Annotated in this window: 23 protein-coding genes; 12 read left to right on the plus strand and 11 right to left on the minus strand. The window is 64.3% G+C overall.

Annotation, left to right across the window (positions count from 1 at the left end; genetic code table 11):
- Positions 1–13 precede the first annotated feature (13 nt).
- The 5 genes from BM019_RS20080 (at position 14) to fdhA (ending at position 6574) form a co-directional block, all read left to right on the plus strand.
- Positions 14–343, plus strand: a complete 330-nt coding sequence (locus BM019_RS20080; protein ID WP_007926380.1) for a sarcosine oxidase subunit delta — start codon at positions 14–16, stop codon at positions 341–343.
- Positions 340–3357 carry a sarcosine oxidase subunit alpha gene (locus tag BM019_RS20085; RefSeq protein ID WP_092419551.1) on the plus strand — a complete coding sequence of 1006 codons (3018 nt, stop codon included), beginning with the start codon at positions 340–342 and terminating at the stop codon, positions 3355–3357. Before BM019_RS20080 ends, BM019_RS20085 begins: the two co-directional genes overlap by 4 nt.
- 171 nt (positions 3358–3528) lie before the next feature.
- Positions 3529–4161 carry a sarcosine oxidase subunit gamma gene (soxG, locus tag BM019_RS20090; protein WP_092419554.1) on the plus strand — a complete coding sequence of 211 codons (633 nt, stop codon included), beginning with the start codon at positions 3529–3531 and terminating at the stop codon, positions 4159–4161.
- Positions 4162–4305: 144 nt separating this feature from the next.
- Positions 4306–5163 (plus strand): formyltetrahydrofolate deformylase, encoded by an 858-nt coding sequence (gene purU / locus BM019_RS20095; protein ID WP_007926386.1) that lies wholly within the window; start codon positions 4306–4308, stop codon positions 5161–5163.
- Between the two features lie 211 nt (positions 5164–5374).
- Positions 5375–6574: a formaldehyde dehydrogenase, glutathione-independent gene (gene fdhA / locus BM019_RS20100; RefSeq protein ID WP_009045939.1), complete on the plus strand. Its 1200-nt coding sequence runs from the start codon at positions 5375–5377 to the stop codon at positions 6572–6574.
- Positions 6575–6636: 62 nt separating this feature from the next.
- Here fdhA and BM019_RS20105 read toward each other — a convergent pair whose 3' ends face one another.
- Positions 6637–7203: a hypothetical protein gene (locus tag BM019_RS20105; protein ID WP_092419557.1), complete on the minus strand. Its 567-nt coding sequence runs from the start codon at positions 7201–7203 to the stop codon at positions 6637–6639.
- Positions 7204–7547: 344 nt separating this feature from the next.
- Between BM019_RS20105 and BM019_RS20110 the strand changes: the two genes are divergently transcribed.
- The gene (locus BM019_RS20110; protein WP_092419560.1) at positions 7548–8120 is read left to right on the plus strand and encodes a DUF2780 domain-containing protein; all 573 of its coding nucleotides are present in this window, start codon (positions 7548–7550) and stop codon (positions 8118–8120) included.
- On the opposite strand, the gene BM019_RS20115 is transcribed toward BM019_RS20110, so the two are convergent.
- On the minus strand, positions 8121–9008 hold the full coding sequence (locus BM019_RS20115; RefSeq protein WP_007926017.1) for an acyltransferase: 888 nt from the start codon (positions 9006–9008) through the stop codon (positions 8121–8123).
- A gap of 212 nt (positions 9009–9220) precedes the next feature.
- Between BM019_RS20115 and BM019_RS20120 the strand changes: the two genes are divergently transcribed.
- The 4 genes from BM019_RS20120 (at position 9221) to creD (ending at position 13623) form a co-directional block, all read left to right on the plus strand.
- Entirely contained in the window at positions 9221–9721 is a 501-nt protein-coding gene (locus BM019_RS20120; protein WP_038575213.1) for a retropepsin-like aspartic peptidase RloA2, read from the plus strand.
- Positions 9722–9780: 59 nt separating this feature from the next.
- Positions 9781–10461 carry a two-component system response regulator CreB gene (gene creB / locus BM019_RS20125; RefSeq protein ID WP_092419563.1) on the plus strand — a complete coding sequence of 227 codons (681 nt, stop codon included), beginning with the start codon at positions 9781–9783 and terminating at the stop codon, positions 10459–10461.
- Positions 10461–11882 (plus strand): two-component system sensor histidine kinase CreC, encoded by a 1422-nt coding sequence (gene creC, locus BM019_RS20130; protein ID WP_092419565.1) that lies wholly within the window; start codon positions 10461–10463, stop codon positions 11880–11882. The genes creB and creC overlap by 1 nt, the downstream gene beginning before the upstream one ends.
- Before the next feature lie 364 nt (positions 11883–12246).
- Positions 12247–13623 carry a cell envelope integrity protein CreD gene (gene creD / locus BM019_RS20135; protein WP_092419568.1) on the plus strand — a complete coding sequence of 459 codons (1377 nt, stop codon included), beginning with the start codon at positions 12247–12249 and terminating at the stop codon, positions 13621–13623.
- A 194-nt stretch (positions 13624–13817) separates the two neighbouring features.
- On the opposite strand, the gene BM019_RS20140 is transcribed toward creD, so the two are convergent.
- On the minus strand, positions 13818–14447 hold the full coding sequence (locus BM019_RS20140; RefSeq protein WP_092419571.1) for a glutathione S-transferase: 630 nt from the start codon (positions 14445–14447) through the stop codon (positions 13818–13820).
- A gap of 111 nt (positions 14448–14558) precedes the next feature.
- Here BM019_RS20140 and BM019_RS20145 point away from each other — a divergent pair, with 111 nt between their 5' ends.
- The gene (locus tag BM019_RS20145) at positions 14559–14981 is read left to right on the plus strand and encodes a hypothetical protein (RefSeq protein WP_092419574.1); all 423 of its coding nucleotides are present in this window, start codon (positions 14559–14561) and stop codon (positions 14979–14981) included.
- Here BM019_RS20145 and BM019_RS20150 read toward each other — a convergent pair.
- From BM019_RS20150 to BM019_RS20180, 7 genes are all read right to left on the minus strand, one after another.
- Entirely contained in the window at positions 14959–15147 is a 189-nt protein-coding gene (locus tag BM019_RS20150) for a hypothetical protein (protein WP_092419578.1), read from the minus strand. The genes BM019_RS20145 and BM019_RS20150 overlap by 23 nt on opposite strands.
- Positions 15144–16277, minus strand: coding sequence for a PepSY-associated TM helix domain-containing protein (locus tag BM019_RS20155; protein ID WP_009045928.1), 1134 nt, complete (start codon positions 16275–16277; stop codon positions 15144–15146). Before BM019_RS20155 ends, BM019_RS20150 begins: the two co-directional genes overlap by 4 nt.
- Positions 16278–16339: 62 nt before the next feature.
- Entirely contained in the window at positions 16340–18769 is a 2430-nt protein-coding gene (locus BM019_RS20160) for a TonB-dependent siderophore receptor (RefSeq protein WP_092419581.1), read from the minus strand.
- A 184-nt stretch (positions 18770–18953) separates the two neighbouring features.
- Positions 18954–19940 carry a FecR domain-containing protein gene (locus BM019_RS20165; protein WP_092419584.1) on the minus strand — a complete coding sequence of 329 codons (987 nt, stop codon included), beginning with the start codon at positions 19938–19940 and terminating at the stop codon, positions 18954–18956.
- The gene (locus BM019_RS20170; protein WP_092419587.1) at positions 19937–20455 is read right to left on the minus strand and encodes an RNA polymerase sigma factor; all 519 of its coding nucleotides are present in this window, start codon (positions 20453–20455) and stop codon (positions 19937–19939) included. The genes BM019_RS20165 and BM019_RS20170 overlap by 4 nt, the downstream gene beginning before the upstream one ends.
- A gap of 274 nt (positions 20456–20729) precedes the next feature.
- On the minus strand, positions 20730–21437 hold the full coding sequence (locus BM019_RS20175) for a 3'-5' exonuclease (RefSeq protein ID WP_092419590.1): 708 nt from the start codon (positions 21435–21437) through the stop codon (positions 20730–20732).
- On the minus strand, positions 21434–23374 hold the full coding sequence (locus tag BM019_RS20180) for a putative nucleotidyltransferase substrate binding domain-containing protein (protein WP_037005035.1): 1941 nt from the start codon (positions 23372–23374) through the stop codon (positions 21434–21436). The genes BM019_RS20175 and BM019_RS20180 overlap by 4 nt, the downstream gene beginning before the upstream one ends.
- 253 nt (positions 23375–23627) lie before the next feature.
- On the opposite strand from BM019_RS20180, the gene BM019_RS20185 reads away from it, so the two are divergent.
- Positions 23628–24074 (plus strand): response regulator, encoded by a 447-nt coding sequence (locus tag BM019_RS20185; protein WP_009045922.1) that lies wholly within the window; start codon positions 23628–23630, stop codon positions 24072–24074.
- Between the two features lie 112 nt (positions 24075–24186).
- On the opposite strand, the gene BM019_RS20190 is transcribed toward BM019_RS20185, so the two are convergent.
- The gene (locus BM019_RS20190) at positions 24187–26364 is read right to left on the minus strand and encodes a malate synthase G (protein ID WP_009045921.1); all 2178 of its coding nucleotides are present in this window, start codon (positions 26362–26364) and stop codon (positions 24187–24189) included.
- Positions 26365–26389 lie beyond the last annotated feature (25 nt).

A 26389-nucleotide genomic window follows, 5' to 3' on the forward strand; every position in this document is an offset into this window, starting at 1 on the left:
AGGAGAAATCCCTATGTTGCACATCTTCTGTCCTCACTGCGGCGAACTGCGCTCCGAAGAGGAATTCCATTCGTCCGGCCAGGCGCATATCCCGCGTCCACTGGACCCGAACAACTGCACCGACGAGGAGTGGGGCGACTACATGTTCTTCCGCGATAACCCTCGCGGTCTGCACCACGAGCTGTGGATCCATGCCGCCGGCTGCCGTCAGTACTTCAACGCCACCCGCGACACCGTGACCTACGAGATTCTCGAAACCTACAAGATCGGTACCAAGCCACAATTCACCGACAAGACCGATAGCCCGAAAGCGGCCACGCAGGCTCTGGGAGAGAAGGTATGAGCCAGTCCAATCGCCTGTCCAACGGCGGACGCATCGACCGCAACAAAGTCCTCAGCTTCACCTTCAACGGCCAGACCTACAAAGGCTTTGAAGGCGACACCCTGGCCGCCGCCCTGCTGGCCAACGGCGTGGACATCATCGGTCGCAGCTTCAAGTATTCCCGGCCGCGCGGCATTTTCGCCGCCGGTGCCGAAGAGCCGAACGCGGTGCTGCAGATCGGCGCCACCGAGGCCACCCAGATCCCTAACGTGCGCGCCACCCAACAGGCGCTGTATCAGGGCCTGGTCGCCACCAGCACCAACGGCTGGCCGAGCGTCAACAACGACATGATGGGGATTCTCGGCAAGGTCGGCGGCAAGCTGATGCCACCGGGCTTCTACTACAAAACCTTCATGTACCCGCAATCGTTCTGGATGACCTACGAGAAGTACATCCGCAAGGCCGCGGGCCTGGGTCGCTCGCCGACCGAGAACGATCCGGACACCTACGACTACATGAACCAGCACTGCGACGTGCTGATCGTCGGCGCCGGTCCTGCCGGCCTGGCCGCGGCCCTGGCGGCTGCGCGCAGCGGTGCGCGGGTGATCCTCGCCGACGAGCAGGAAGAATTCGGCGGCAGCCTGCTGGACAGCCGCGAAAGCCTGGACGGCAAGCCGGCGGCCGAGTGGATCGCCACCGTGGTCGCCGAGCTGAAGTCGCTGCCGGACGTGATCCTGCTGCCACGGGCCACCGTGAACGGCTACCACGACCATAACTTCCTGACCATTCACGAGCGCCTGACCGACCACCTCGGCGACCGCGCACCAATCGGCCAGGTGCGCCAGCGCATCCACCGGGTGCGCGCCAAGCGCGTGGTGCTGGCCACCGGCGCCTGCGAGCGTCCGCTGGTCTACGGTAACAACGACGTGCCGGGCAACATGCTGGCCGGCGCGGTCTCGGTCTATGTGCGCCGCTACGGCGTGGCACCGGGCAAGAAGCTGGTGCTGAGCACCAACAACGACCATGCCTACCGTGTGGCCCTGGACTGGCTCGACGCCAGCCTGCAAGTGGTGGCCATCGCCGATGCCCGTCACAACCCACGTGGCGCGCTGGTGGAAGAAGCCCGCGCCAAGGGCATTCGCATCCTCACCTCCAGTGCGGTGATCGAAGCCCGTGGCAGCAAGCATGTGACCGGCGCCCGCGTCGCGGCGATCGACGTCAAGGCCCACAAGGTCACCAGCCCAGGCGAGTGGCTGGACTGCGACCTGATTGCCAGCTCCGGCGGCTACAGCCCGGTGGTGCACCTGGCGTCGCACCTGGGCGGCAAGCCGATCTGGCGTGAAGACATCCTCGGTTTCGTACCGGGCGAAGCGCCGCAGAAACGCGTGTGCGTCGGCGGCATCAACGGCGTCTACGGCCTCGGCGATTCCCTGGCCGACGGTTTCGAAGGGGGCGTGCGCGCCGCCAGCGAAGCGGGTTTCAAGGCCGTGGAAGCGGTACTGCCCAAGGCCCTGAGCCGTGTGGAAGAGCCGACCCTGGCGCTGTTCCAGGTGCCCCATGAAAAAGGCACCGCGCGGGCACCCAAGCAATTCGTCGACCTGCAGAACGACGTCACCGCCGCCGCCATCGAACTGGCGACCCGCGAGGGCTTCGAGTCGGTCGAGCACGTCAAGCGCTACACCGCGCTGGGCTTCGGTACCGACCAGGGCAAGCTCGGCAACGTCAACGGCCTGGCCATCGCGGCCCGCTCGCTGAACGTGAGCATCCCGCAGATGGGCACCACCATGTTCCGTCCGAACTACACGCCGGTGACTTTCGGCGCCGTGGCCGGCCGTCACTGCGGGCACATCTTCGAGCCGGTACGCTTCACCGCGCTGCATGCGTGGCACGTGAAGAACGGCGCCGAGTTCGAGGACGTCGGCCAGTGGAAGCGCCCCTGGTACTTCCCGAAGAATGGCGAAGACCTGCATGCCGCGGTCAAGCGCGAGTGCAAGGCGGTGCGCGACAGCGTCGGCCTGCTCGACGCCTCGACCCTGGGCAAGATCGATATCCAGGGCCCGGACGCTCGTGAGTTCCTCAACCGCATCTACACCAACGCCTGGACCAAGCTCGACGTGGGCAAGGCGCGCTACGGCCTGATGTGCAAGGAAGACGGCATGGTCTTCGACGACGGCGTGACCGCCTGCGTCGGCGAAAACCATTTCATCATGACCACCACCACGGGCGGCGCGGCGCGCGTCCTGCAATGGCTGGAGATCTATCAGCAGACCGAATGGCCGGACCTCAAGGTGTACTTCACCTCGGTCACCGACCACTGGGCGACCATGACCCTGTCCGGGCCGAACAGCCGCAAGCTGCTCAGCGAAGTCACCGACATCGACCTGGACAAGGACGGCTTCCCGTTCATGACCTGGAAAGAAGGCCTGGTGGGCGGCGTGCCGGCGCGGGTGTTCCGCATTTCCTTCACCGGTGAGCTGTCGTACGAAGTCAACGTCCAGGCCGACTACGCCATGGGCGTGCTGGAGCAGATCGTCGAGGCCGGCAAGAAGTACAACCTGACCCCGTACGGCACCGAAACCATGCACGTACTGCGGGCCGAGAAGGGCTTCATCATCGTCGGCCAGGACACTGACGGCTCGATGACCCCGGACGACCTGAACATGGGCTGGTGCGTCGGTCGCACCAAGCCGTTCTCGTGGATCGGCTGGCGTGGCATGAACCGCGAAGACTGCGTGCGCGACCAGCGCAAGCAGCTGGTGGGCCTGAAACCGATCGACCCGAACCAGTGGCTGCCGGAAGGCGCGCAGCTGGTGTTCAACACCAAGCAGGCGATCCCGATGAGCATGGTCGGTCACGTGACCTCCAGCTACGCCCATAACTCCCTGGGTTATTCGTTTGCCATGGGTGTGGTCAAGGGCGGCCTGAAGCGGATGGGCGAGCGGGTGTTCGCGCCATTGGCCGACGGCACGGTGATCGAGGCGGAAATCGTTTCTTCGGTGTTCTTCGATCCGAAAGGCGATCGCCAGAACGTTTAACAAAGATCCATGTAGCCGCTGCCGCAGGCTGCGTACGACTGCGAAGCAGGCGCCGCTTTCGAGGGCGCAGGAAGGTTCTTCGAGTCGGGCGCGACCCCGGCCTGTCGCAGCCTTCGGCAGCGGCTACGGGATCGGTGGTTTTCGCACAACAGAATTCAAGACAGGTGCTCTATGACCGCAGTCAACGTTTACCAACAGCGCCCGACCACTGGCGCCAAAGCCGAGTCGTCGCTGCACCATGCCGACCTCGCCAGCCTGGTGGGCAAGGGCCGCAAGAACGCAGGCGTGACCCTGCGCGAGAAGAAACTCCTCGGCCACCTGACCATCCGTGGCGATGCTCATGACCCGACCTTCGCTGCCGGCGTGCACAAGGCCCTGGGCCTGGAGCTGCCAGTGGCCCTGACCGTGGTCGCCAAGGGCGAAACCAGCCTGCAGTGGATGGGGCCGGACGAGTGGTTGCTGGTGGTGCCGAGCGGCGAAGAATTCGCCGCCGAGAAAAAACTGCGCGAAGCGCTGGGCGACCTGCACATCCAGATCGTCAACGTCAGTGGCGGCCAGCAGATTCTCGAACTGTCCGGCCCGAACGTGCGCCAAGTGCTGATGAAGTCCACCAGCTACGACGTGCACCCGAACAACTTCCCGGTGGGCAAGGCCGTCGGCACTGTGTTCGCCAAGTCGCAACTGGTGATCCGCCGCATGGGCGAAGACACCTGGGAACTGGTGATCCGCCGCAGCTTCTCCGATTACTGGTGGTTGTGGCTGCAGGATGCCGCCGCCGAATACGGCCTCAGCGTCCAGGCCTGACGCGAATCCCTGTAGCCGCTGCCGCAGGCTGCGATGAAGGCCCGCAGGGCCTTCCGAGGCTCTGCAGGGCACACCCCCTTCGGGGTCGATCGCAGCCTGCGGCAGCGGCTACAGAAGTGTACTTACGAACAGGAGTCACCCCGCATGAGCCGCGCACCCGATACCTGGATTCTCACCGCCGACTGCCCCAGCGTGCTCGGCACGGTGGACGCGGTGACCCGCTTTCTGTTCGAGCAGGGCTGCTACGTCACCGAGCACCATTCTTTCGATGACCGGCTTTCGGCGCGTTTTTTCATTCGCGTGGAATTCCGCCAGCCCGAGAATTTCAACGAGCAGGGCCTGCGCGACGGTCTGGCCGAGCGCGCCCGGGCTTTCGACATGAACGTCGAACTGACCCCGCCGCAGCATCGGCCGAAAGTAGTGATCATGGTCTCCAAGGCCGATCACTGCCTCAACGACCTGCTCTACCGCCAGCGCATCGGCCAACTGGCGATGGACGTGGTGGCGGTGGTGTCCAACCACCCGGACCTCAAGCCCCTGGCCGACTGGCACCAGATCCCGTACTACCACTTCCCCCTGGACCCCAACGACAAGCCGTCCCAGGAGCGCCAGGTGTGGCAGGTGATCGAGGACTCCGGCGCCGAACTGGTGATCCTTGCGCGCTACATGCAAGTGCTGTCGCCGGAGCTGTGCCGCAAGCTCGATGGCAAGGCGATCAACATCCACCACTCCCTGCTGCCCGGTTTCAAGGGCGCCAAGCCTTATCACCAGGCCTACAACAAGGGCGTGAAACTGGTGGGCGCCACCGCGCACTACATCAACAACGACCTGGACGAGGGCCCGATCATCGCCCAGGGCGTGGAAGTGGTGGACCACAGTCATTACCCCGAGGACCTGATCGCCAAGGGGCGCGATATCGAAGGCCTGACCCTGGCGCGGGCCGTGGGTTATCACATCGAACGGCGGGTGTTCCTCAACGCCAATCGAACAGTGGTTCTATGACCCGTAGCCGCTGCCGAAGGCTGCGATCGACCCCGTAGGGGGCGCCGCTCTTGAGGGCCCTTCGACCAACGTGGCCCGGACTTATCGCAGCCTGCGGCAGCGGCTACAGCGAAGCGATTTTGAAGAACGAAACAGCATCTGTACCCGAGCACTCTACGCGCTGCCTTTTTCCGGCAACGCGGTTTCATAAAAACAACAGCGAGGTGAAAGCATGTCTGGTAATCGTGGTGTCGTGTATCTCGGCAATGGCAAGGTCGAAGTACAGAAAATCGACTATCCCAAAATGCAGGACCCGCGCGGTAGGAAGATTGAGCACGGCGTCATCCTGCGCGTGGTATCCACCAATATCTGCGGTTCGGACCAGCACATGGTGCGCGGCCGTACCACTGCCCAGGTCGGCCTGGTCCTGGGTCACGAAATCACCGGCGAGGTGGTGGAGAAGGGCAGCGACGTCGAGAACCTGAAGCTCGGCGACCTGGTCTCGGTGCCGTTCAACGTGGCTTGCGGGCGCTGCCGTTCCTGCAAGGAGCAACACACCGGGGTCTGCCTGACCGTCAACCCGGCTCGCGCCGGCGGTGCCTACGGCTACGTCGACATGGGCGACTGGACCGGTGGCCAGGCCGAATACGTGCTGGTGCCGTACGCCGACTTCAACCTGCTGAAGCTGCCGGACCGCGACAAGGCCATGGAGAAGATCCGCGACCTGACTTGCCTGTCCGACATCCTGCCGACCGGCTATCACGGCGCGGTGACGGCCGGCGTTGGCCCGGGCAGCACCGTCTACATCGCCGGTGCCGGCCCGGTGGGCCTGGCCGCGGCTGCGTCCGCCCGTCTGCTGGGCGCGGCGGTGGTGATCGTTGGCGACGTCAACCCGGTACGCCTGGCCCACGCCAAGGCCCAGGGCTTTGAAATCGCCGACCTGTCCAAGGACACCCCGCTGCACGAACAGATCGCCGCGCTGCTCGGCGAGCCGGAAGTGGATTGCGCGGTCGACGCGGTGGGCTTCGAGGCCCGCGGCCATGGCCATTCCGGTGCCCAGCACGAAGCGCCGGCCACGGTGCTCAACTCGTTGATGGGTGTGGTACGGGTCGCCGGCAAGATCGGTATTCCCGGCCTCTACGTCACCGAAGACCCGGGCGCGGTGGATGCCGCGGCCAAGATGGGCAGCCTGAGCATCCGCTTCGGCCTCGGCTGGGCCAAGTCCCACAGCTTCCACACCGGCCAGACCCCGGTGATGAAGTACAACCGCCAATTGATGCAAGCCATCATGTGGGACCGCATCAACATCGCCGAAGTGGTCGGCGTGCAGGTCATTAGCCTGGACGACGCCCCACGTGGCTACGGCGAGTTCGATGCCGGTGTGCCGAAGAAATTCGTCATCGACCCGCACAAGCTGTTCAGTGCGGCCTAAGGCTTTGACGCAGTAAAAAGGGCGACCCTCGGGTCGCCCTTTTTTATGCCTGTTTTCGATGTTCAGAAACCTGCGCCTGGATAGTGGAGCCAGTATTTCCCGGACAGTATTTCTGCAATATCGGGTGGAGGGAACACAGACGGCGCATCTCGGTTGAAGCGGGAGCGCCATTGCGGAAGCCACCAATAGTTGAGTGCGGTTCCTCTGGGTTTAAGGACAAACCCCAGCACTGTGTCATCGATCCGCCCCTCTTTATAAAACCTGTGGCTGTGATCCATGAGGCTCAGGTAATGGTTGATGGGCAGCTTCAGCATCAGGATCGAGGTATAGACCTTCTCCGACTGTGTGCGTGTCGGGCTTTCAAGCAGACCGAGCGCTTCGCAGTAATACGCTTGCGGCTGCTGGGTGATGCTGCTGGCCGTGGGTTCGGCGAGGATATCGAAGACGTTGGTGTCTTCTTGCCAGGCTCTTTCATTACCTTGCTTGAAGTAGTCGGTAACGAAACGGGTCAGCGGGCCGTTGGCTACGGTTTGGCCCGCACAGGCCAAATCATCGACCGGTGACCAGACGCGCCAGGCCACGATGGAGATGAGTGCAATGGCCAAGAGTGGATACAGGATTTTTTTCATTGTGGTTTGCTATGGCTGCTTTGACGAAAACAGCGAAATCATAGACCCGGTTGCATGGGGACCATGCTGAGACTTTTCAGAAACGTCTTTGCCAGGTTATCGGTCAGGGGCCGCTTCTGCGCTGTAGAAGCGAGCTTGCCCGCAATAAAACCTGCTCGACATTGATTCAGGTTTTGTCGTGCGGGGCTAAAGGTCGATCTTCGGAAAACCTGGTTTCGCGCTGGGGAGGTAACCTTGTGGTGATCTGTGATCGGCGACCGGGAACATTCCTATTGGCCACCAGTCAAATGGCTGCTTTTTCCCACCCAATATCGGGTGGTTTTCATGCTCAAGAGGTTGTCTCGATGAAAATTTCCCGCAGTGTTGCACTGGCTACGTTGCTGACCCTGGGAGCCAGCCCGGTTTTTGCCGCAGGCTTCAGCCTGAGCGATGCCGCCAATGCGGTGTCCAGCATGCAGGGTGGCGACAAGGCCGCCGCTGCCGCTCCAACCTCGCAGACCGCCAATCTGCTCAGTGCACTCTCGCAACTGGATGTCACGCCGGAGCAGGCCATCGGCGGTACCGGCGCGATGCTGGGCCTGGCGAAGAACCAGCTGAGCAGCACCGACTACTCGCAACTGAGCAAAAGCGTTCCGGGGCTGGACAAGCTCTCGGGCGGCAACGCGCTGGGCAGCCTGGGCGCCTTGAGTGGCCTGCTGGGGCAGAGCGGTGGCAACAAGGCCGCCGGCCTAGAGAGTGCGCTGGGTAACGTGCAGAACACCAATGACCTGAACAGCGCGTTCAGCGCCCTGGGCATGGACAGCGGCATGATCGGCCAGTTCGCCCCGGTGCTCCTGCAATACCTGGGTCAGCAGGGCGTGGGCGGTTCGCTGCTCAACAGCCTGGGCGGGATCTGGGGCGTCGGCAGCGGCAGTTGATCAACGGCGCTCGGCGCGCAAGGCGTCGATGCGCTGGTCCTTTTCGGTCCAGAGCTGGTTGACCCAGTTCTGGACAGTCTGGCGAAACGCCGGATCGTTTTCGTAATCCCCCTGCCACAACGCCGGGTCCAGCTCACGGGTCTGGATATCGACGATCACCCGCGGCACGTTGCCGCTGATCAGGTCCCAGAAACCGGGAATCTTCTGCTGCGGATAGACCACCGTCACATCGAGGATGGCGTCGAGCTGTTCGCCCATGGCCGCCAGCACGAAGGCCACGCCGCCGGCCTTCGGCTTGAGCAACTGCTTGAAAGGGGATTGCTGCTGCTCACGCTTGGCCGGCGTGAAGCGGGTGCCTTCCAGGTAGTTGACCACGGTGACCGGCTGGCGCTTGAACAGCTCGCAGGCGGCCTTGGTGATTTCCAGGTCCTTGCCTTGCAGCTCCGGGTTCCTGGCCAGGAACGCCTTGCTGTAGCGCTTCATGAAGGGGTAATCCAGGGCCCACCAGGCGAGGCCGAGGAAGGGCACCCAGATCAGCTCTTTTTTCAGGAAGAACTTGAAGAAGGGGGTACGGCGGTTGAGGGTCTGGATCAGCGCCGGGATGTCGACCCAGGACTGGTGGTTGCTGATCACCAGGTAAGACGTGTCGCCCCGCAGCTCGTCACCGCCGCGGATATCCCACTGGGTGGGAATGCACAGGGCGAAGATCAGTTTGTCGATTTCGGCCCAGGTTTCGGCAATCCACATCACCGCCTTCGACGCATGGTCGCGCAGGCGCCCTGGCAGGACCAGCTTGAGCAGGGCGAACACCATCAGCGGCCCGAACAGGACCAGGGTGTTGAGCAACAGCAGCAGGGTGACGAAACAGCCGGTGAGCAGGCGGCGCATAAGGAACTCTTGAAAACCTTTGGGCGCGCCATGATAAGCACCTTCGCCGGGCTGGCCAAATCCTGATGTGCTGACGAATGTTTCACGTATACCGGGATATGCTGGCGGTCAATTTCGCCGACCGTGGCGGCTGCGGGTTTTCTCGCGGGCCGAACCAATTGCCCGGCCACGGTCTAAAATCTTGCTGCCCACTTTCCAAGGAACCTGCTCACGTGAAATCCGTCCTTGCACTCCTGTCCCTGCTGGCGCTGCCGGTCATGGCCGCCGAGCCGACCCTCTACGGGCGCTACGAATACATTCAACTGCCGGAAATCGGCGAAACCCTCAAGGCCAAGATGGACACCGGCGCCCTGACCGCCTCGCTGTCGGCCAAGGACATCGAGACCTTCACCCGCGATGGCGAGGAGTGGGTGCGTTTCCGCCTGGCGACCAAGGATGCCGACGGCAAGGTCTACGAACACAAGGTGGCGCGGATCAGCAAGATCAAGAGCCGCGCCGATGAAGACGAAGACAAGGAAGAGGCCCAGGTGGCCAAGCGGCCGGTGGTCGACCTGGAAATGTGCCTGGGCAACGTCAAACGCACCGTCGAGGTCAACCTGACCGACCGCAGCAGCTTCAATTATCCGCTGCTGATCGGCGCCAAGGCCCTGCGTGAGTTCGGCGCGGCGGTGAACCCGGCCCGGCGTTATACCGCGGACAAGCCCGACTGCTGATTGACGGCGCATGAGGCATCCGGCACCGTTCTGGCACTTACTTCCCGTGCTTGGATGCCATGCCTCATATCCTGATTGTCGAAGACGAAGCGGCGATTGCCGATACGCTGATTTTTGCCCTGCAGGGTGAAGGTTTCAGCACCACCTGGCTGAATCTCGGGCAGGCGGCGCTGGACTATCAGCGCCATACACCGGCGGACCTGCTGATTCTCGACATTGGCCTGCCGGACATCAGCGGCTTCGAAACCTGCAAGCAACTGCGGCGCTTCAGCGAGGTGCCGGTGATGTTCCTCAGTGCCCGGGACGGGGAAATCGACCGGGTGGTGGGCCTGGAAATCGGTGCCGACGATTATGTGGTCAAGCCCTTCAGCCCGCGCGAGGTCGCCGCAAGGGTCAAGGCCATCCTCAAGCGCATGGCGCCGCGGGCGGTGGTCGAGGCGCCGGCCTCGCCGTTCCAGATCGATACCGACAAGTTCCAGATCAGCTACCGCGGCCAGTTGCTGAGCCTGACCCGCCATGAGTTCCGCCTGCTGCATTGCCTGCTGGAGCAACCCGAGCGGGTGTTCAGCCGCGAGCAGTTGCTCGATGCCCTGGGCGTGGCGGCGGATGCCGGCTACGAGCGCAGCATCGACAGCCATATCAAGAGCCTGCGGGCCAAGCTGCGCCTGGTGGTGGCCGATGCCGAGCCGATCCAGACCCATCGCGGTCTGGGCTACAGCTACAGCCCGGGGCACAGCTGATGCCGTTGGGAATCCGGATTTTCCTGGTCTACGTTCTGTTCGTCGGCCTGACCGGCTATTTCGTGCTCAGCACCGTAATGGAAGAAATCCGCCCGGGCGTGCGCCAGTCCACCGAGGAAACCCTGGTGGACACCGCCAACCTGCTGGCGGAAATCCTGCGCGATGACTTCAAGGCCGGCACCCTCAGCGAGAACCGTTGGCCGCAGTTGCTCAAGGCTTATGGCGAGCGGCAGCCGGCGGCGACCATCTGGGGCCTGCCGAAGAACCAGGTCAACCACCGCATCTACGTCACCGACGCCGAGGGCAAGGTGGTGCTGGACTCCAGTGGCCTGGCGGTCGGCCAGGACTATTCGCGCTGGAACGATGTGTACCTGACCCTGCGTGGCCAATACGGCGCGCGCTCCTCGCGCAGCGTGGCCGATGACCCGAACTCTTCGGTGATGCATGTCGGCGCGCCGATTCGCGACAACGGCCGGATCATCGGCGTGGTCACCGTGGCCAAGCCCAACAGTTCCCTGCAACCCTATGTCGACCGCACCGAGCGCCGCCTGCTGTGGTACGGCGCCGGCCTGATCGGCCTGGGCCTGTTGTTCGGCGCCTTGCTGTCCTGGTGGCTGAGCGCTGCCCTGCGCCGCCTGACCGGTTATGCCCAGGCGGTCAGCGAAGGCCGTCGCGCCGAGCTGCCGCACTATCGCGGCGGCGAGCTGGAACAGCTGGCCACGGCGGTGGAGGACATGCGCACCCAGCTGGAGGGCAAGGCCTATGTCGAGCGTTATGTGCACACCCTGACCCACGAACTGAAAAGCCCGCTGGCGGCGATTCGCGGGGCGGCGGAGCTGCTGCAGAGCGATATGCCCGGCGAGCAGCGCGCACGTTTCGTCAGCAACATCGACAGCGAAAGCGCGCGCATGCAGCACTTGATCGAGCGTTTGCTGAACCTGGCGCTGGTCGAGCAGCGCCATGGCCTGGAAGAACGGGAAGCGGTGCCGCTGGCGGACCTGGCGAACCAGGTACTGGACAGCCAGAAGGCACGGATCGAGGGCAAGGGCCTGCAGGTCGAGCAGCGTATCGACCCGGGGCTGAAGCTGTCGGGAGAGGCATTCCTGTTGCGCCAGGCCCTGGGCAACCTGCTGGAAAACGCCCTGGATTTCACCCCCGCCGGTGGTGTGTTGCGCGTGAGCGCCAGCCGGGTGGGCGACCAGCTGCGGTTGAGCCTGTTCAACCAGGCCGAGCCCATCCCGGACTACGCCCTGGCGCGCCTGACCGAGCGTTTCTACTCCCTGCCACGGCCTGACAGCGGGCGCAAAAGCACCGGCCTGGGGCTGAACTTCGTCGAAGAGGTGGTGCAGCTGCATGGCGGCCAGATGCGGATCGGCAACGTGGCCGGGGGCGTTGAAGTGACCTTGCAGTTCCCGGCCTGATTGCCTGCGTGTACGGTTTTGCGGCTGCTTTGCAGACCGATCGCAGCCTTCGCCAGCGGCTACAGGATGCGCGCAGTCCATGTAGCCGCTGCCGAGCCCGCGAGGCTGCGCCCGGTTTGGGCGGCATTCCGACGTAGCGACCGTAAACCCTGAACCTGCGATTCACCTGGAAAAACGTGCCGGCTGGTTTTACGACCGCTGCGCAGTCGATCGCAGGCTGCGCCAGCGGCTACAGGTTGTCAGTCGTTGGCCGGCTGTTCCTGCAAAGACAGAACCGCAATCTCCACACAGTCTCCACACAGCCCCCATAAAACCCCCACATGGGCTGCCCAGACTCTCCCTCATTCGAACAGGGAGAAAACCCATGAATCGCAATCTGACCATAAAGCTTGGGGCTATCGCCCTTTTGATCCTGGGGCTGCTGGTCCCGCTGTTGATGATCGACGGGCTGATCCAAGAGCGCCAGGAACTGCGCGACGGTGTGCTGACCGACATCGCCCGCAGCTCCAGCTACAGCCAGCAACTGAGCGGCCCGCTGCTGGTGGTGCCTTATCGCAAGGTGGTGCGCACCTGGAAAACCAACGAGAAGACCAACACGCGTTACCAGGAACAGGGAGAAGAACGCGGGCAGCTGTATTTCCTGCCGGAGCACTTCGAACTCGACGGCCAGGTGCGGACCGAATTGCGCGCCCGGGGCATCTACCAGGCCCGGCTGTTCCATGCCAACAACCGCATCAGCGGCCAGTTTGCGCTGCCCGAGCAATTGGGGATCAAGGAAGACTTCGTCGACTACAAATTCGAGCAGCCGTTTCTCGCCGTGGGCATCAGCGACATTCGCGGCATCGAACAAGCGCTGGCCCTCGAACTGAACGGGCAGAACCTGCCTTTCGCGCCCGGCAGCCGGATTGACTGGCTCGGGGAGGGCGTACACGTCAACCTGCCGCTGCTGGACGGCAAGCGCAGCACCGACCTGGACTTCGCCTTCGATCTGCAATTGCAAGGCACCGGCCAGTTGCAGGTGCTGCCGGTGGGCAAGACCAGCAAGGTGCGCCTGCGTGCCGACTGGCCTCATCCGAGCTTTATCGGCAACTACCTGCCGGCCCAGCGTGAGATTTCCGACCTGGGCTTCGCCGCCAACTGGCAGACCTCGTTCTTCTCCACCAACCTGGAAAGCGCATTGATCAATTGCCTGGCCAGCGGGCAGTGCAAGGAATTCAAGAACCGCTCCTTCGGCGTGAGTTTCATCGACCCGGTGGACCAGTACCTCAAGAGCGACCGGGCGATCAAATACGCGCTGCTGTTCATTACCCTGACCTTTGCCGGCTTCTTCCTCTTCGAGGTGCTCAAGAGCCTGGCGGTGCACCCGGTGCAATACGCCCTGGTGGGCGTGGCCCTGGCGTTCTTCTATCTGTTGCTGCTGTCGCTGTCGGAGCACATCGGCTTCGCCCTGGCCTACCTGCTTTCGGCCGGTGCCTGCGTGACGCTGATCGGTTTCTACGTCAGCCATGTGTTGCGCAGCCTGGGCCACGGCCTGAGTTTCGCCGCTGGCCTGGCCGCTTTGTATGGCCTGTTGTACGGCTTGCTCAGCGCCGAGGATTACGCGCTGCTGATGGGCTCGTTGCTGCTGTTCGGCCTGCTGGGGGTGTTCATGGTGCTGACCCGCAAACTCGACTGGTACGGCGTAGGCCAGGCCAAACCGGCCCAGCCGCTGACATTCGAGGCGCAGGTGGCCCATGAGTAGGTCGTTGGGGTTGCGCGAGGACCAGCAGGCAGCGGAAGCCTTGCTGGCATGGATAGTCGGGTTGTTGCCTGAAGCTCCGTGGGGCGGCCATCGCGAGCAAGCTCGCTCCTACATGGAACAGCGCAGTACCTGTAGGAGCGAGCTTGCTCGCGATAGGGTCGGCGCGGCCACCACCATGCTTCAGGTGGGAGGCTTCAAACCGGCGGCTGGGTCGCCAGCATCGAAGGGCGTCGACTGACCTCGGCGTACCAGGCCGCCAGTTGGGGCTGGGCATCGCGCCACCGCAGGTCGGGGTGGCGGAAATCGAGGTAACCCAGGGCGCAGGCAACGCTGATGGAAGCGATGTCGAAGTGGCTGGCCAGTTCGGCGATCGCATCGGCCTCGAGCACGGCCAGGGCGCGGCGGATCTTGTCGCGCTGGCCGTCGAGCCACTGCTCCCAGTGTTTCTCGGGGGCGCGCAGGGCCAGTTCGTAACGGATCAGCACCGAGGCATCGAGGATCCCGTCGGCCAGGGCCGCCAGGGTCAGGCGCCGCCAGCGGGCCGAGCCTTCGCGGGGGATCAGCGGGTTGCCGAGATGCTGCTGGTCGAGGTAATCGAGGATTACCCGGCTGTCGTACAGCACGTTGCCGTCGGCCAGGCGCAGGGCGGGAATCTTGCCCAGCGGGTTGTCCTGGTTGAGGGCGGTGTCCGGGTTCACCGGGGTCAACTGGCTGGCTTGCAGGGCCACGCGGTCCAGCTGGCCGGTCTCGTGCAGCAGCACCATGACTTTGCGCACATAAGGTGATGCCGGGTTGTGGAACAGCGTCATGCTGGGGGTGGACATGAATATTCCTCGAAGGTGGAAGTGGAGCGCAGGCTCGCCGCCCCGGGGATCTTAACGCAGCCTCTGGCCCCGGCCACAGGGGCGGCATGCAGGACAGACAAGGAGTGATGAATGCGCAGGTGTTATTTTCGACACGGGTTGTACAGCCTGGTCCTGACGCTGTCGGGCGCGCTGGCGGTGTACCTGGCCTTGCAGTACGAGTTTCGTCGCCACGGCGAGGGTGAGCCGGAGTTGATCATGGCGTTCGCCTACATGGCCTGGTACTGGGCGCTGCCGGCGCTGGCCCTGCCGGCTTTGGGCTGTGCCCTGTTGAGCCTGCGGGGCCCCGGTCCGGTGACCCGGCCCTGGCGCTGGAGCCTGGCGGCGAGCTATGTACCGCTGCTGGGGTTGGCGCTGTTCTGCGTACTGGTGGCCGCCGAGGCGCAGCAGGAAAACCGCGTATTCATCCCGGTGCTGCCGATCGGCCTGGGGCTGGCGCTGTACCTGTGGCGCGGTTTCCCCGCCGCCGGGGTCAGGCCGGTGGCGGGTGGTTGAACAGACCCCGCAGGGCGATCAGGGCCGGGGCGCCCAGGCCGAGCCAGCTCAGGGCGTCCCAGATGCCGTCGCCGAGCAGCGCGGAGAACAGCCCCGCGGCACAGAGCACGGCAATGAACAGCGGCGCGCCGAAGACCTTCCAGAAGTTCGATTGCCGCGGCCTCATGGCGCCACCGCGGCGGGTTCGCCCAATGCCGGCCGGGCCGCACGGCGCCGCACCAGCCACAGGTACACCCCGCTGCCCAGGACAATGATGGTCAGCACATCCAGGGTCGCCCAGAGGATCTTCATCGGCAGGCCGCCGTAGTCGCCGAAGTGCAGCGGTTGCGACATACCCATGGCGTCCATGTACCAGGGACGTTCGGCCACCGCGGTGACTTCCAGGGTGCTGGCGTCGATCAGCACCGGGGTCAGCAGGTGCGAGGTCAGGTGGGTGCTGCCTTTCATGAACACCGCGTAGTGGTGCTCGCTGGAAAAGCGTGTGCCGGGGAAGGCGATGAAGTCCGGCTGCATGCCCGGCGCCACCTCCTTGGCGATCTCCAGCAGGCGGCTGGCGGGGGCCAGTCGGGTCAGTGGCGGGGCATCGCGGTAAGGCTCGATCATCGCGCTGAGGCTGTCGTTGCGCCAGGCGGCGATCAGCAGGTCGGCGCAGGCGCTGATCACGCCGGTGACGCCGACCACCAGGGCCCAGGTCAGGGTCACCACGCCGATCAGGTTATGCAGGTCCAGCCAGCGCAGGCGGGTGGACTTGTCCTGGCGCACCGTGGCGAATTCCAGCCGGCGCATGAATGGCAGGTACAGCACCACGCCGGAGACGATCGCCAGCACGAACAGCAGCCCCATGAACGCCAGCAACAGCTTGCCCGGCAGGCCGGCGAACAGGTCCACGTGCAGGCGCAGCATGAACATCATCAGCCCGCCGTTGGCCGAGGGCGTTTCCACGGCTTCGCCGGTGCGCGCGTCGAGCATGAAGGTGTGGGACGAGTTGGGCTCGGTGCCGGCGGTCCTGGCCATGATGGTGAGCACGCCGTTGGGGTCTTCCTCGTCCCAGCCGAAGTACTGCATGACTTCGCCCGGCCGATGGGCCTCGGCGGCGCGCACCAGCTGCTGCAGGTCCAGCTGCGGGGTGTCGGCGGGCATTTCCCGCAACTGCGGCGCGTCGCCCAGCAGGTGATCGATCTCGTGGTGAAAGATCAGCGGCAGGCCGGTCAGGGCCAGCATCAGCAGGAACACCGTGCAGATCAGGCTGGTCCAGGTGTGGATAAAGGACCAGCGGCGGATGGTTTTGCTTTTCATTTCTTCGCCTTCAGACACAGCAAGGCCGTCCTTGCAGGACGGCCCGGTGGTTACTCAGCCGATTACCACTGATAGGTGGCACTGGCGACCACGCTACGCTGATCGCCGAAATAGCAGTAGGAACCATCGCAGGTGGACAGGTAGTCCTTGTCGAACAGGTTGGTGGCGTTGAGCTTCAGCGACGCGCCCTTGAGGCTGTTGTCCAGGCGGCCCAGGTCGTAATGCACGGCGGCATCGAACACCGTGTAGGCATTGGCCTTGCCCAGCCAGGTATTGGCCTGGTCGCCGTAGGTGTTGCCGGTATAGCGGGCTCCGGCGCCAATGCCGAAACCGTCGAGCACGCCGCTGTGCCAGGTGTAGTCGGTCCACAGCGAGGCTTGCTGGTTGGGCATCAGTTGCAGGCGGTTGCCTTTGTAGATGCCTTTTTGCACCTCGGACTTGGCCAGGGTGTAGGCGGCGATGACCTTGAGGTTGTCGGTCACGTCGGACACGGCTTCCAGTTCCAGGCCTTTGACCTTCACTTCGCCGGTCTGGTTGGTGACCGACTCGCCACCGGCACCGATGCTGGTCACCAGCACGTTTTTCTGGGTCAGGTCGTAGACCGCCGCACTCAGCAGAGTATTGGAGCCCGGCGGCTGGTACTTGATGCCCAGCTCCCATTGCTTGCCCTCGGTGGGTTTATACGACTCGCTGGGGGAGACGCTGGCGTTGCTGGCGGGCTGGAAGGATTCGGCGTAGGACAGGTACGGCACCAGGCCCGAGTCGAACACATAGCTCAGTGCCGCGTTGCCACTGAAGTTCTTGCTGCGGTCGGTGTTGGTCACGTCGTTCTTGTTGAAGTACGTGGTGCCCTGGTGCACCCAGTCTTCACGCCCGCCCAGGGTCAGGCGCCATTTGTCCAGGGCCATCTGGTCCTGCACGTAGAGGCCGGTCTGCACGGTTTTCTGGTTGTAGTCGTAGTAAGCGCTGGAGCGCGCCGGGCGCACGATCGGCTGGCCATAAACCGGATTGAAGATGTTGGTGGTCCCGCCGTCGCCGTAAATCGACAGGTAGGAGGTGTCGGTCCGTTGGTGATCCAGGCCGATCAGCACGGTGTGGGTGATGTCGCCGGTGGCGAAGTCGGCCTGGAAGTTGTTGTCGACCGCGAACTGGCTGATGTCCTCGTCGACATTGGTCGAGGTGCGGCTGATATTGCCTTGCTCGTCGGCCGGGGCGTAGGCGTAGGACCCCACGGTCAGTTGCTGGAAGGACAGCTCCGATTTGGTATAGCGCAGGTTCTGGCGGAACTGCCAGACATCGTTGAAACGGTGCTCGAAGGCATAGCCCAGGGCGTAGTAGGTACGGTCGTAGAACTCGTAGTCCGGGTCGCCGAGGTTCTTGTGATGGGAGACGTCGCCCAGTGGCGACTTGATCTTGGTGCCCTGGATCGGCATGAACTGGCTGGTCGCGCCGGTATCGTCGCGGGTGAACTGCGAGAGCAGGGTCAGCCTGGTATCGGTATCGATGTTCCAGGTCAGGCTGGGGGCGATGTTGTAGCGCTTGTTGTCGATGTGATCGACCTGCGTACCGGCGTCCCGCACCACGCCGCTGAGACCGTAGAGGAACTGGCCTTCGTCGTCGATCTTGCCGGTGCTGGCGAAGTTGATCTGGCGGTAGTTGTCGCTGCCGTACTGCAGCTGAATGGCATTGCTCGATTCCGCGCTGGGACGCCGGCTGACCATGTCCAGCAGGCCGCCCGGCGGGGTCTGGCCGTAGACCGACGAGGCCGGGCCGCGCAGCAGGGCAAGGCGGTCGAGGTTCCAGGTTTCGGCTTTCGGGTTGGCATACACGCCGCGGGGCAGTGGCAGGCCGTCGAGGAATTGGGTGGGCTCGAAGCCGCGCACGCGCATCCAGTCATAACGGGTGTCGCTGCCGTAGCTGGCGGAAACGATGCCGGGCATGTAACGCACGGCATCGTCCAGATTCTGCACGTTGCGGTCTTCCATCTGCTGGCGGGTCGCGACGGAAATCGAACGCGGCGCTTCGACCAGCGAGGTGTCGGTCTTGGTGCCGGCGGCGGTGCGCGTGGCGAGGTAACCGTCCACCGGCCCCCAGGCACTCTCATAAGCCTGCTGGCCGGTGATGCTGGTTTCCGGCAGGGCCACCACACCGTCGGGAATCGCCACCAGGCTGTAGGTGCCGGCGCTGCTTTGTTCCAGTTGCAGGCCGGTGCCGCGCAGGGCCTCGCGCAAGGCGCCGGCGGCGTCGAACTGGCCCTTGACCGGGGCCGAGGTCTTGCCGGTGGCCAGGCTCGGGTTGAGGCTCAGGGCCAGGCCCGCCTGGCTGGCGATCTGGTTCAGGGTGCTGGCCAGGGGCGCGGCCGGCAGGTTGTAGGCGCGCACGCTGGACGCCTGTTCGGCGGCGATCAGCGGGGTGCTGGCCAGCGGGGCGCAAAGGGCAATCGCCACGGCCAACAGGCTGGGGCGCAACAGGGTGTCTAGCGAGCGGGACATACGGCGGCTCCTGGATGGAAACATTTCTCAATTGCCTATGTGCCGGACGAGATTCAAAAAGTGATAGGGCGGACTGAAAATAATTTCGGTTCACGAAAATAAGAGGGATGTTTCAGGTTGGGGCAGGCGGCGTCAGTTGGAATTTTCGCGAGCTTGCTCGCGATAAAAATCGTGCCGACGCCGCCTAGGGCTTGGCCTTGCTCTCGGCCCGCGCCACCAACGTCACCCACCAGGGCGTATGCCGCTCGATGGCCACGGGCAGCGTCGGCAGCAGCGCGCTCAGGGCCAGGTCGGTGTCGTGCAGCGGGAAGCTGCCGGTGATGCGCAGGTCGGCCACCTCGTCGGCCACCCCCAGATGGCCGCGGCGATAGCGCCCCAGCTCGCTGACCAGGTCCGCCAGGCGCGCGTTGTCCACCACCAGCATGCCGCGGGTCCAGGCGTCGGCGCCGGGGTTCAGGGCCAGCAGCGGGCCGAGGCCGTCGCGGCGCATCAGCACCTGCTGGCCCTCCTTGAGGATCTGTTCGTCCTGGCTGGATTCCGCCCGCGCGGCCACGGCCGATTGCAGCACGCTCAGGCGCGTGCCCTGTTCCTCGCGCTTGACCAGGAACCGCGTGCCCAGCGCGCGCATGTGGCCTTCGCGGGTTTCGACGATAAAGGGCCGGGCGTCGTTGTGGCCGGTCTCGACCAGGATCTCGCCTTCCTGCAACACGATGCGCCGCTGCTTTTCGTCGAAACGCACATCCACGGCGCTGTGGGTATTGAGGTTGATCAGCGTGCCGTCGGCCAGGCGCAGGGTGCGCTGCTCGCCGGTGGCGGTGCGCTGGTCGGCGAGCCAGTAATCCAGCTGGCCGTAACGTTCGCCGGCGAACAGGGCCAGGCCCAGCAGCAGGGCGACGCTGGCCAGCCCACTGCCGAGCTTACGCACACGACGGCGGAGGCCGTCCCGCGATTGCAGCAGGGCGCTGCGGGCCGGGCCGCTGGCGACGCTGAAACGCTGGTCGAGCATGCCCAGCTGGCGCCAGGCGCGGGCGTGTTCTTCATCGGCGGCGTGCCATTTGGCGAATTCTTCGCGGGCCATCGGATTGCCCTCGCCGGAATCCAGCGACAACTGCCAGGCAATCGCCGCGTCCAGCACCCGGGCGGACACCGGTTTGGCGTTGAGCGGGCTCATGCCGGCTCACCGTACAGGGCGACGTAGCACTGGCGAATGCCCTGGGCCAGGTACTGCCTGACCCGCGGCACGGACACGCCGAGGCGTTCGGCGATTTCGGCGTGGCCGAGGCCGTCGAGGCGGTTATAGAGGAAGGCGGCGCGGGCCTTGCTCGACAGCTTGCCCAGCAGGCGGTCGATGGCCTTGAGGTCTTCGAAGATCGATTGCTGTTCTTCCGGTGAGGGTTGTTCCTCTTCCGGGATCAGCATCAGTTCGGTGAGGTAGGCCTGCTCCAGCGCGGCGCGGCGGAAGTAGTCGAACAGCAGGCCCTTGGCGATGGCCACCAGGAACGCCCGCGGCTCGCGCGGGGCTTTCAGTTCGTCGCGGCCCAGCAGGCGGACGAAGGTGTCCTGGCTCAGGTCCTCGGCCCGTTGTGGGCAGGCCACGTTGCGCCGCAGCCAGGCCAGCAGCCAGCCGCGATGGTCGCGATACAACGCACCAACGAGGTCACTGTGGGGGCTTTGGGCTGACGGCACCTGGGTATCCCAATCGAGAAGTTGAAACTAACGAGAATTATTCGCGATTGTGGCAGGGCGCAAAGAGCCGCGCAATGGGCGCCGGTCGGCGGGGGCGCAGCCAATGTTTGCGGGCCGATACCTGTAGCCGCTGCCGAGCAACGCGAGGCTGCGACCGGCAACGCAGTTGCCGCAAAGCCTGGGCTTGCAGTGTGCCAGGCAGAGCGCGCTGCCCCGGCCGGCGACCGATATGCGGTCGATCGCAGCCTTGCGTTGCTCGGCAGCGGCTACAGGGTCAGAAGGAGTGGCTCTGCTGTCGGCGTTTCCATTGGCTGAGCCGCTGTTGCAGGTTCAGCGGGCTGTGGATCTGCTGCTGGCGGGCGCGGCTGAACAGGATCAGCGCCAGCTCGGCGGTGGCCAGGGCGTCGGCGGCGGCATGGTGGCGTTCGCCGGCCTGCAGCTTGAAGTAGCCCATCCAGTCATCCAGCCCGGCTTCGCGGATATGCGCCTGGGGGCAGAGCAGCGGGGCCATGTCGGCGACGTCGAGGAACGGGTGCAGCAGGCGATAACCCAGGCTGTCCTTCAGCGCCCGGCCGAGCATGTGCTGGTCGAATGGCGCATGGAAGGCCAGCAGCGGGCTGTTGCCGACGAACGCCATGAAATCCAGCAAGGCTTCCACCGGGTCGCTGCCGGCGGCGATCGCGCTAGGGCCGAGACCGTGAATCAGCACGCTGGGGCTGAGCTTGTGATCGGTACGCTGCAAGGTGCGCTCGAACTGTTGGCCCAAATCGATGGCGCCGTCTTCTATCACCACCGCGCCAATGGACAGCACCTGGTCGCGATTGAGGTTGAGCCCGCTGGTTTCCAGGTCCAGCACCACCCAGCGCTGTTCGCGCAGGCTGCATTCGCCCAGCGCCGGGGCGACGGGCAGGCGCTCGCGGCGTTGTTGCTGCTCGGCGCTGAGTGCCGCGCTGGCCGGGCGCAACCAGGCGAACAGACTCATAGCTGATACCTCAGCGCCAGGCTGCTTTGCAGGCGCTGGGCCTGGCGCAGCGACTCGCGCAGGATGCGCCGGTCCAGGTGGTTGAGGCTGTCCGGGTCGACGCGGTTGGAGTAGGGCAGGTTCTGCCGGGTCTGCAATTGGTGCTGTTGCATGCGGGTCTGCTGGATGAAGTGATAAGCCTCTTCATATGCGGCGCCGTCGAGGGTTTCGATGACTTCCCTGGCCACCAGCTGGCGCAGGCGCTCCAGGGTGTTGTTGGCATCGATGCCATTGGCCAGGGCCAGCAGGCGCGCACCGTCGACGAAGGGGGTGAGGCCCTGGACCTTGAGGTCGAGGGTGGCTTTTTCGCCATTTTTCCTGGCCAGGACGAACTCGCGAAAACGCCCCACCGGCGGGCGCTGGCGCAGCGCGTTCTCGGCCATCATGCGCTGGAACAGGCGGTTGTCGCCGACCTGGTCGAGGATGCCGCGGCGCAGTTGCGCGCAGCCCTGCTCGTCGCCCCAGACCACCCGCAGGTCGAAATAGATGCTCGAACCCAGCAGGTTCTCCGGCGTGGCCTCGCGAATGAAGGCGGCGAAGCGCCGTGCCCATTCGGCGCGGGACAGGCACAGCTCGGGGTTGCCGGCCATGATGTTGCCCTTGCACAGGGTGAAGCCGCACAGCGCCAGGCTCTGGTTGATCTGTTGCGCCAGGGGCAGCAGCTTGCCGCGAATCTCTGCCGCATGAGCGGCGTCGCGCGCTTCGAACAGGATGCCGTTGTCCTGGTCGGTGTGCAGGGTCTGCTCGCGCCGGCCTTCGCTGCCGAAACACAGCCAGCTGAACGGCACGCCCGGGTCGCCCTTGTCGGCCAGGGTCAGTTCGATGACCCGGCACACGGTGTGGTCGTTGAGCAGGGTGATGATGTGGGTGATCTGGGTCGAGGACGCGCCGTGGGCGAGCATGCGCTCCACCAGCTGGCCGATCTCGCCGCGAATCGCCACCAGGTTGTCGATGCGCGGCGCGTTGCGGATGGTCCGCGCCAGGTGCACCAGGTCGACCCGTTGCAGGGAAAACAGGTCGCGCTCGGAAACCACGCCGCACAGGCGCTGCTCTTTGACCAGGCAGACGTGGGCGATGTGCCGTTCGGTCATGGCGATGGCGGCGTCGAAGGCGCTGTGGTCCGGCGAGAGGGCGAACGGTGCTTGGGTCATGTGCCGTTCGATACCCTGGTTGAAGTCGCTGGTGCCGTCGGCCACCACCTGGCGCAGGTCGCGCAGGGTGAAGATGCCGAGCGGCGCCTTGTGTTCATCTACGACCACTATGCTGCCGACCTGCTGTTCGTGCATCAGGCTCACGGCTTCGCGCAATGGGGTGGACGGGCTGCAGGTCACTGGGTGGCGCATCGCCAGTTCGCCCAGCCGGGTGTTGAGGGAGTATTGGGTGCCAAGGGTTTCCACGGCTTTTTGCTGGACCTGCTGGTTGACCTGGTCCAGCAGGCTGCTGACGCCGCGCAGGGCGAAATCGCGAAACACCGCGCAAAGAGCGAACAGCTTGATGAAGGCTGGCTTGTTCAGTTGCAGGCAGAAGGTGTCCTCGGCCGCCAGGTGTTCGGTGCGAGTGGCGCGCTCGCCCAGCAGTGCGGCGAGGGGAAAACACTCGCCGGCGGTGATCTCGAAAGTGGTTTCGGTACCGCCCTTGAGGGCGTGCTGGCGCTCGCCGACCACCCGGCCCTGCTTGACGATATAGAAGTGTTCGACCGGTCCGTCGGCGGGTTTGATGATGCTTTCGCCGGGGCCGTAGAAACGCAATTGGCATTGCTCGACCAGGTACGCCAGGTGAGCGTTTTCCATCTGATTGAAGGGGGGGAACCGCTGGAGAAACTGCATCGTGCCGTGGATGTTCTGCAACACCGCGGTTTTCCCTGCCTGGGTGAAGGCATCCGCTTTACTCATAACCATTACCGCAGTCTTTTTGGATTTGTCGTGGTCGGGTCTTCGGTCATGGTCGGTCCCACGCTGCCAGGTGCCCATTGGACGTAAGTCTAGGTAGCGGCTCTGCACCTGTTAATTCGCTTCAAGCAGGTGTCAAAACTGTGAAAAAAGTACTTATCCGGCCTCTTGGAAAAAAAACCGACGAAGTGCACATTGGAGGCCTGCTTAGCGATGTCTGACCACTGTGCTAGGGGAACGATTTGAATATGTAGAGAAAGCCATGTCCGACCACGATATTTTGAGTGATGCCGAGCGCGAGGCGTTGAACGCCGTGATGCTCGAGCCCGATCTGCCGCCCCAGCGCGTGTTGATCGCTGATGATGACAAGGATGCCCGTGAGTTGCTGTCGGAGATTCTCGGACTGGATGGCATTCGCTGCATGACCGCGGCCAGTGGCAAGGCAGCGCTGGAACTGTTGAACTCGAACAAATCGATCGGACTGCTGATCACCGACCTGCGCATGGCCCCCTGCAACGGCCTGGACCTGATACGCCAGGTGCGCGAATCGGAGCGGGCGGCGTTGCCGATCATTATCATTTCCGGGGATGCCGATGTGCGCGACGCCATCGCGGCCATGCACCTGAGCGTGGTGGACTTCCTGCTCAAGCCGATCGACACCGGCAAGCTGCTGGCGCTGGTCAAGCATGAGCTGGGAGTGGTGCGCTAGGAACAGGGTGTCCCCCTAGGAGCGAGCTTGCTCGCGATAAGACTCCCCGGCAGAAACACAAAAGCCCTGGTCTTGCGACCAGGGCTTTTTCTTTTACCGCGTCAACGCAGGATCACAGGCCGTTGCGGGCCTTGAACTCGCGACGACGGCGGTGCAGCACCGGCTCGGTGTAGCCGTTGGGCTGCTTGGTGCCTTCGATCACCAGTTCGACCGCCGCCTGGAAGGCGATGTTGCTGTCGAAGTTCGGTGCCAGCGGACGGTACAGGGTGTCGCCGGCGTTCTGCCGGTCCACCACGGGCGCCATGCGCTTGAGGCTTTCCATGACCTGGGCTTGGGTGACGACGCCATGGCGCAGCCAGTTGGCGATGTGCTGGCTGGAAATACGCAGGGTGGCGCGGTCTTCCATCAGGCCGACATCGTTGATGTCCGGCACCTTGGAACAGCCGACGCCCTGGTCGATCCAGCGCACCACGTAACCGAGAATGCCCTGGGCGTTGTTGTCCAGTTCGTTCTTGATCTCTTCGGCCGACCAGTTGGTGTTGCTGGCCAGCGGGATGGTCAGGATGTCGTCCACCGAGGCGCGGGCACGCTTGGCCAGCTCGGCCTGGCGGGCGAACACGTCGACCTTGTGGTAGTGCAGGGCGTGCAGGGCCGCGGCGGTGGGCGACGGCACCCAGGCGGTGTTGGCGCCGGCCAGCGGGTGGGCGATTTTCTGTTCGAGCATGGCGGCCATCAGGTCCGGCATGGCCCACATGCCTTTGCCGATCTGCGCGCGGCCTTGCAGGCCGGTGCTCAGGCCGATATCGACGTTCCAGTTCTCGTAGGCGCCGATCCACTTGGCGGCCTTCATCTCGGCCTTGCGCACCACGGCGCCGGCTTCCATGGAGGTGTGGATTTCGTCGCCGGTACGGTCGAGGAAGCCGGTGTTGATGAACACTACGCGCTCGCTGGCGGCCTTGATGCAGGCCTTGAGGTTGACCGTGGTGCGGCGCTCCTCATCCATGATCCCGACTTTCAGGGTGTTGCGCGGCAGCTCCAGCACGTCTTCGATGCGCCCGAACAACTCGTTGGTGAAAGCGGCTTCTTCCGGGCCGTGCATCTTCGGCTTCACGATGTACACCGAGCCGGTGCGGCTGTTGGTGCGCGAGGTGTTGCCGTTGAGGTTGTGGATCGCCGCCAGGCTGGTGACCAGGCCATCGAGGATGCCTTCCGGCACTTCGTTGCCTTGGCTGTCGAGGATCGCGTCGATGGTCATCAGGTGACCCACGTTGCGCACGAACAGCAGCGAACGGCCGTGCAGCTTCACACTGCCGCCGTTGGGCGCGGTGTATTCGCGGTCGGCGTTCATGGTGCGGGTGAAAGTCTTGCCGCCCTTGGCCACTTCTTCTGCCAGGTCGCCCTTCATCAGGCCGAGCCAGTTGCGGTAGATCACCACCTTGTCATCGGCGTCGACGGCGGCGACCGAGTCTTCGCAGTCCATGATGGTGGTCAGGGCGGCTTCCATCAGCACGTCCTTGACGCCGGCGGCGTCGGTCTGGCCGACCGGGCTGCTGGCGTCGATCTGGATCTCGAAATGCAGGCCGTTGTGTTTCAGCAGCACCGCGGTCGGGGCCGCGGCATCGCCGTGGTAGCCGATCAGCTGGGCGTCGTCGCGCAGGCCGCTGTTGCTGCCACCCTTGAGGGCGACCACCAGCTTGCCGTCGACGATCTTGTAGCCGGTGGAGTCGACATGGGAGCCGGCGGCCAATGGCGCGGCCTCGTCGAGGAAGGCGCGGGCGAAGGCGATGACTTTGTCGCCGCGCACCTTGTTGTAGCCTTTGCCTTTTTCCGCGCCGTCGGCTTCGCTGATGGCGTCGGTGCCATAGAGCGCGTCGTACAGCGAGCCCCAGCGGGCGTTGGAGGCGTTGAGGGCGAAGCGGGCATTCATCACCGGGACCACCAGCTGCGGACCGGCCATGCGGGCGATCTCGTCATCGACGTTTTGCGTCGTGGCCTGGAAGTCCGCCGCTTCTGGCAGCAGATAACCGATGTCTTGCAGGAAGGCTTTGTAGGCCACGGCGTCGTGGGCCTGGCCGGCACGAGATTGGTGCCAGGCATCGATACGCGCCTGGAAATCGTCGCGTTTGGCGAGTAGGGCTTTGTTCTTCGGCGCCAGGTCGTGGATGACCTTGTCGGCGCCGGCCCAGAACGTGTCGGCGGTGAGGCCGGTACCGGGAATGGCTTCGTTGTTCACGAAGTCGAACAGGACTTTGGCGACCTGCAGGCCACCGACTTGAACGTGTTCAGTCATTGCTTGCCTCACTCTGCTCAGCTAT

It is taken from the genome of Pseudomonas sp. NFPP07 (assembly GCF_900115645.1).
Lineage (GTDB): Bacteria > Pseudomonadota > Gammaproteobacteria > Pseudomonadales > Pseudomonadaceae > Aquipseudomonas > Aquipseudomonas chlororaphis.

Coding starts and splice junctions, on each gene's coding strand:
- BM019_RS20080 (WP_007926380.1), top strand. CDS start 14: ATGTTGCACATCTTCTGTCCTCACTGCGGCGAACTGCGCTCCGAAGAG.
- BM019_RS20085 (WP_092419551.1), top strand. CDS start 340: ATGAGCCAGTCCAATCGCCTGTCCAACGGCGGACGCATCGACCGCAAC.
- soxG (WP_092419554.1), top strand. CDS start 3,529: ATGACCGCAGTCAACGTTTACCAACAGCGCCCGACCACTGGCGCCAAA.
- purU (WP_007926386.1), top strand. CDS start 4,306: ATGAGCCGCGCACCCGATACCTGGATTCTCACCGCCGACTGCCCCAGC.
- fdhA (WP_009045939.1), top strand. CDS start 5,375: ATGTCTGGTAATCGTGGTGTCGTGTATCTCGGCAATGGCAAGGTCGAA.
- BM019_RS20105 (WP_092419557.1), bottom strand. CDS start 7,203: ATGAAAAAAATCCTGTATCCACTCTTGGCCATTGCACTCATCTCCATC.
- BM019_RS20110 (WP_092419560.1), top strand. CDS start 7,548: ATGAAAATTTCCCGCAGTGTTGCACTGGCTACGTTGCTGACCCTGGGA.
- BM019_RS20115 (WP_007926017.1), bottom strand. CDS start 9,008: ATGCGCCGCCTGCTCACCGGCTGTTTCGTCACCCTGCTGCTGTTGCTC.
- creB (WP_092419563.1), top strand. CDS start 9,781: ATGCCTCATATCCTGATTGTCGAAGACGAAGCGGCGATTGCCGATACG.
- creC (WP_092419565.1), top strand. CDS start 10,461: ATGCCGTTGGGAATCCGGATTTTCCTGGTCTACGTTCTGTTCGTCGGC.
- creD (WP_092419568.1), top strand. CDS start 12,247: ATGAATCGCAATCTGACCATAAAGCTTGGGGCTATCGCCCTTTTGATC.
- BM019_RS20140 (WP_092419571.1), bottom strand. CDS start 14,447: ATGTCCACCCCCAGCATGACGCTGTTCCACAACCCGGCATCACCTTAT.
- BM019_RS20145 (WP_092419574.1), top strand. CDS start 14,559: ATGCGCAGGTGTTATTTTCGACACGGGTTGTACAGCCTGGTCCTGACG.
- BM019_RS20150 (WP_092419578.1), bottom strand. CDS start 15,147: ATGAGGCCGCGGCAATCGAACTTCTGGAAGGTCTTCGGCGCGCCGCTG.
- BM019_RS20155 (WP_009045928.1), bottom strand. CDS start 16,277: ATGAAAAGCAAAACCATCCGCCGCTGGTCCTTTATCCACACCTGGACC.
- BM019_RS20160 (WP_092419581.1), bottom strand. CDS start 18,769: ATGTCCCGCTCGCTAGACACCCTGTTGCGCCCCAGCCTGTTGGCCGTG.
- BM019_RS20165 (WP_092419584.1), bottom strand. CDS start 19,940: ATGAGCCCGCTCAACGCCAAACCGGTGTCCGCCCGGGTGCTGGACGCG.
- BM019_RS20175 (WP_092419590.1), bottom strand. CDS start 21,437: ATGAGTCTGTTCGCCTGGTTGCGCCCGGCCAGCGCGGCACTCAGCGCC.
- BM019_RS20180 (WP_037005035.1), bottom strand. CDS start 23,374: ATGGTTATGAGTAAAGCGGATGCCTTCACCCAGGCAGGGAAAACCGCG.
- BM019_RS20185 (WP_009045922.1), top strand. CDS start 23,628: ATGTCCGACCACGATATTTTGAGTGATGCCGAGCGCGAGGCGTTGAAC.
- BM019_RS20190 (WP_009045921.1), bottom strand. CDS start 26,364: ATGACTGAACACGTTCAAGTCGGTGGCCTGCAGGTCGCCAAAGTCCTG.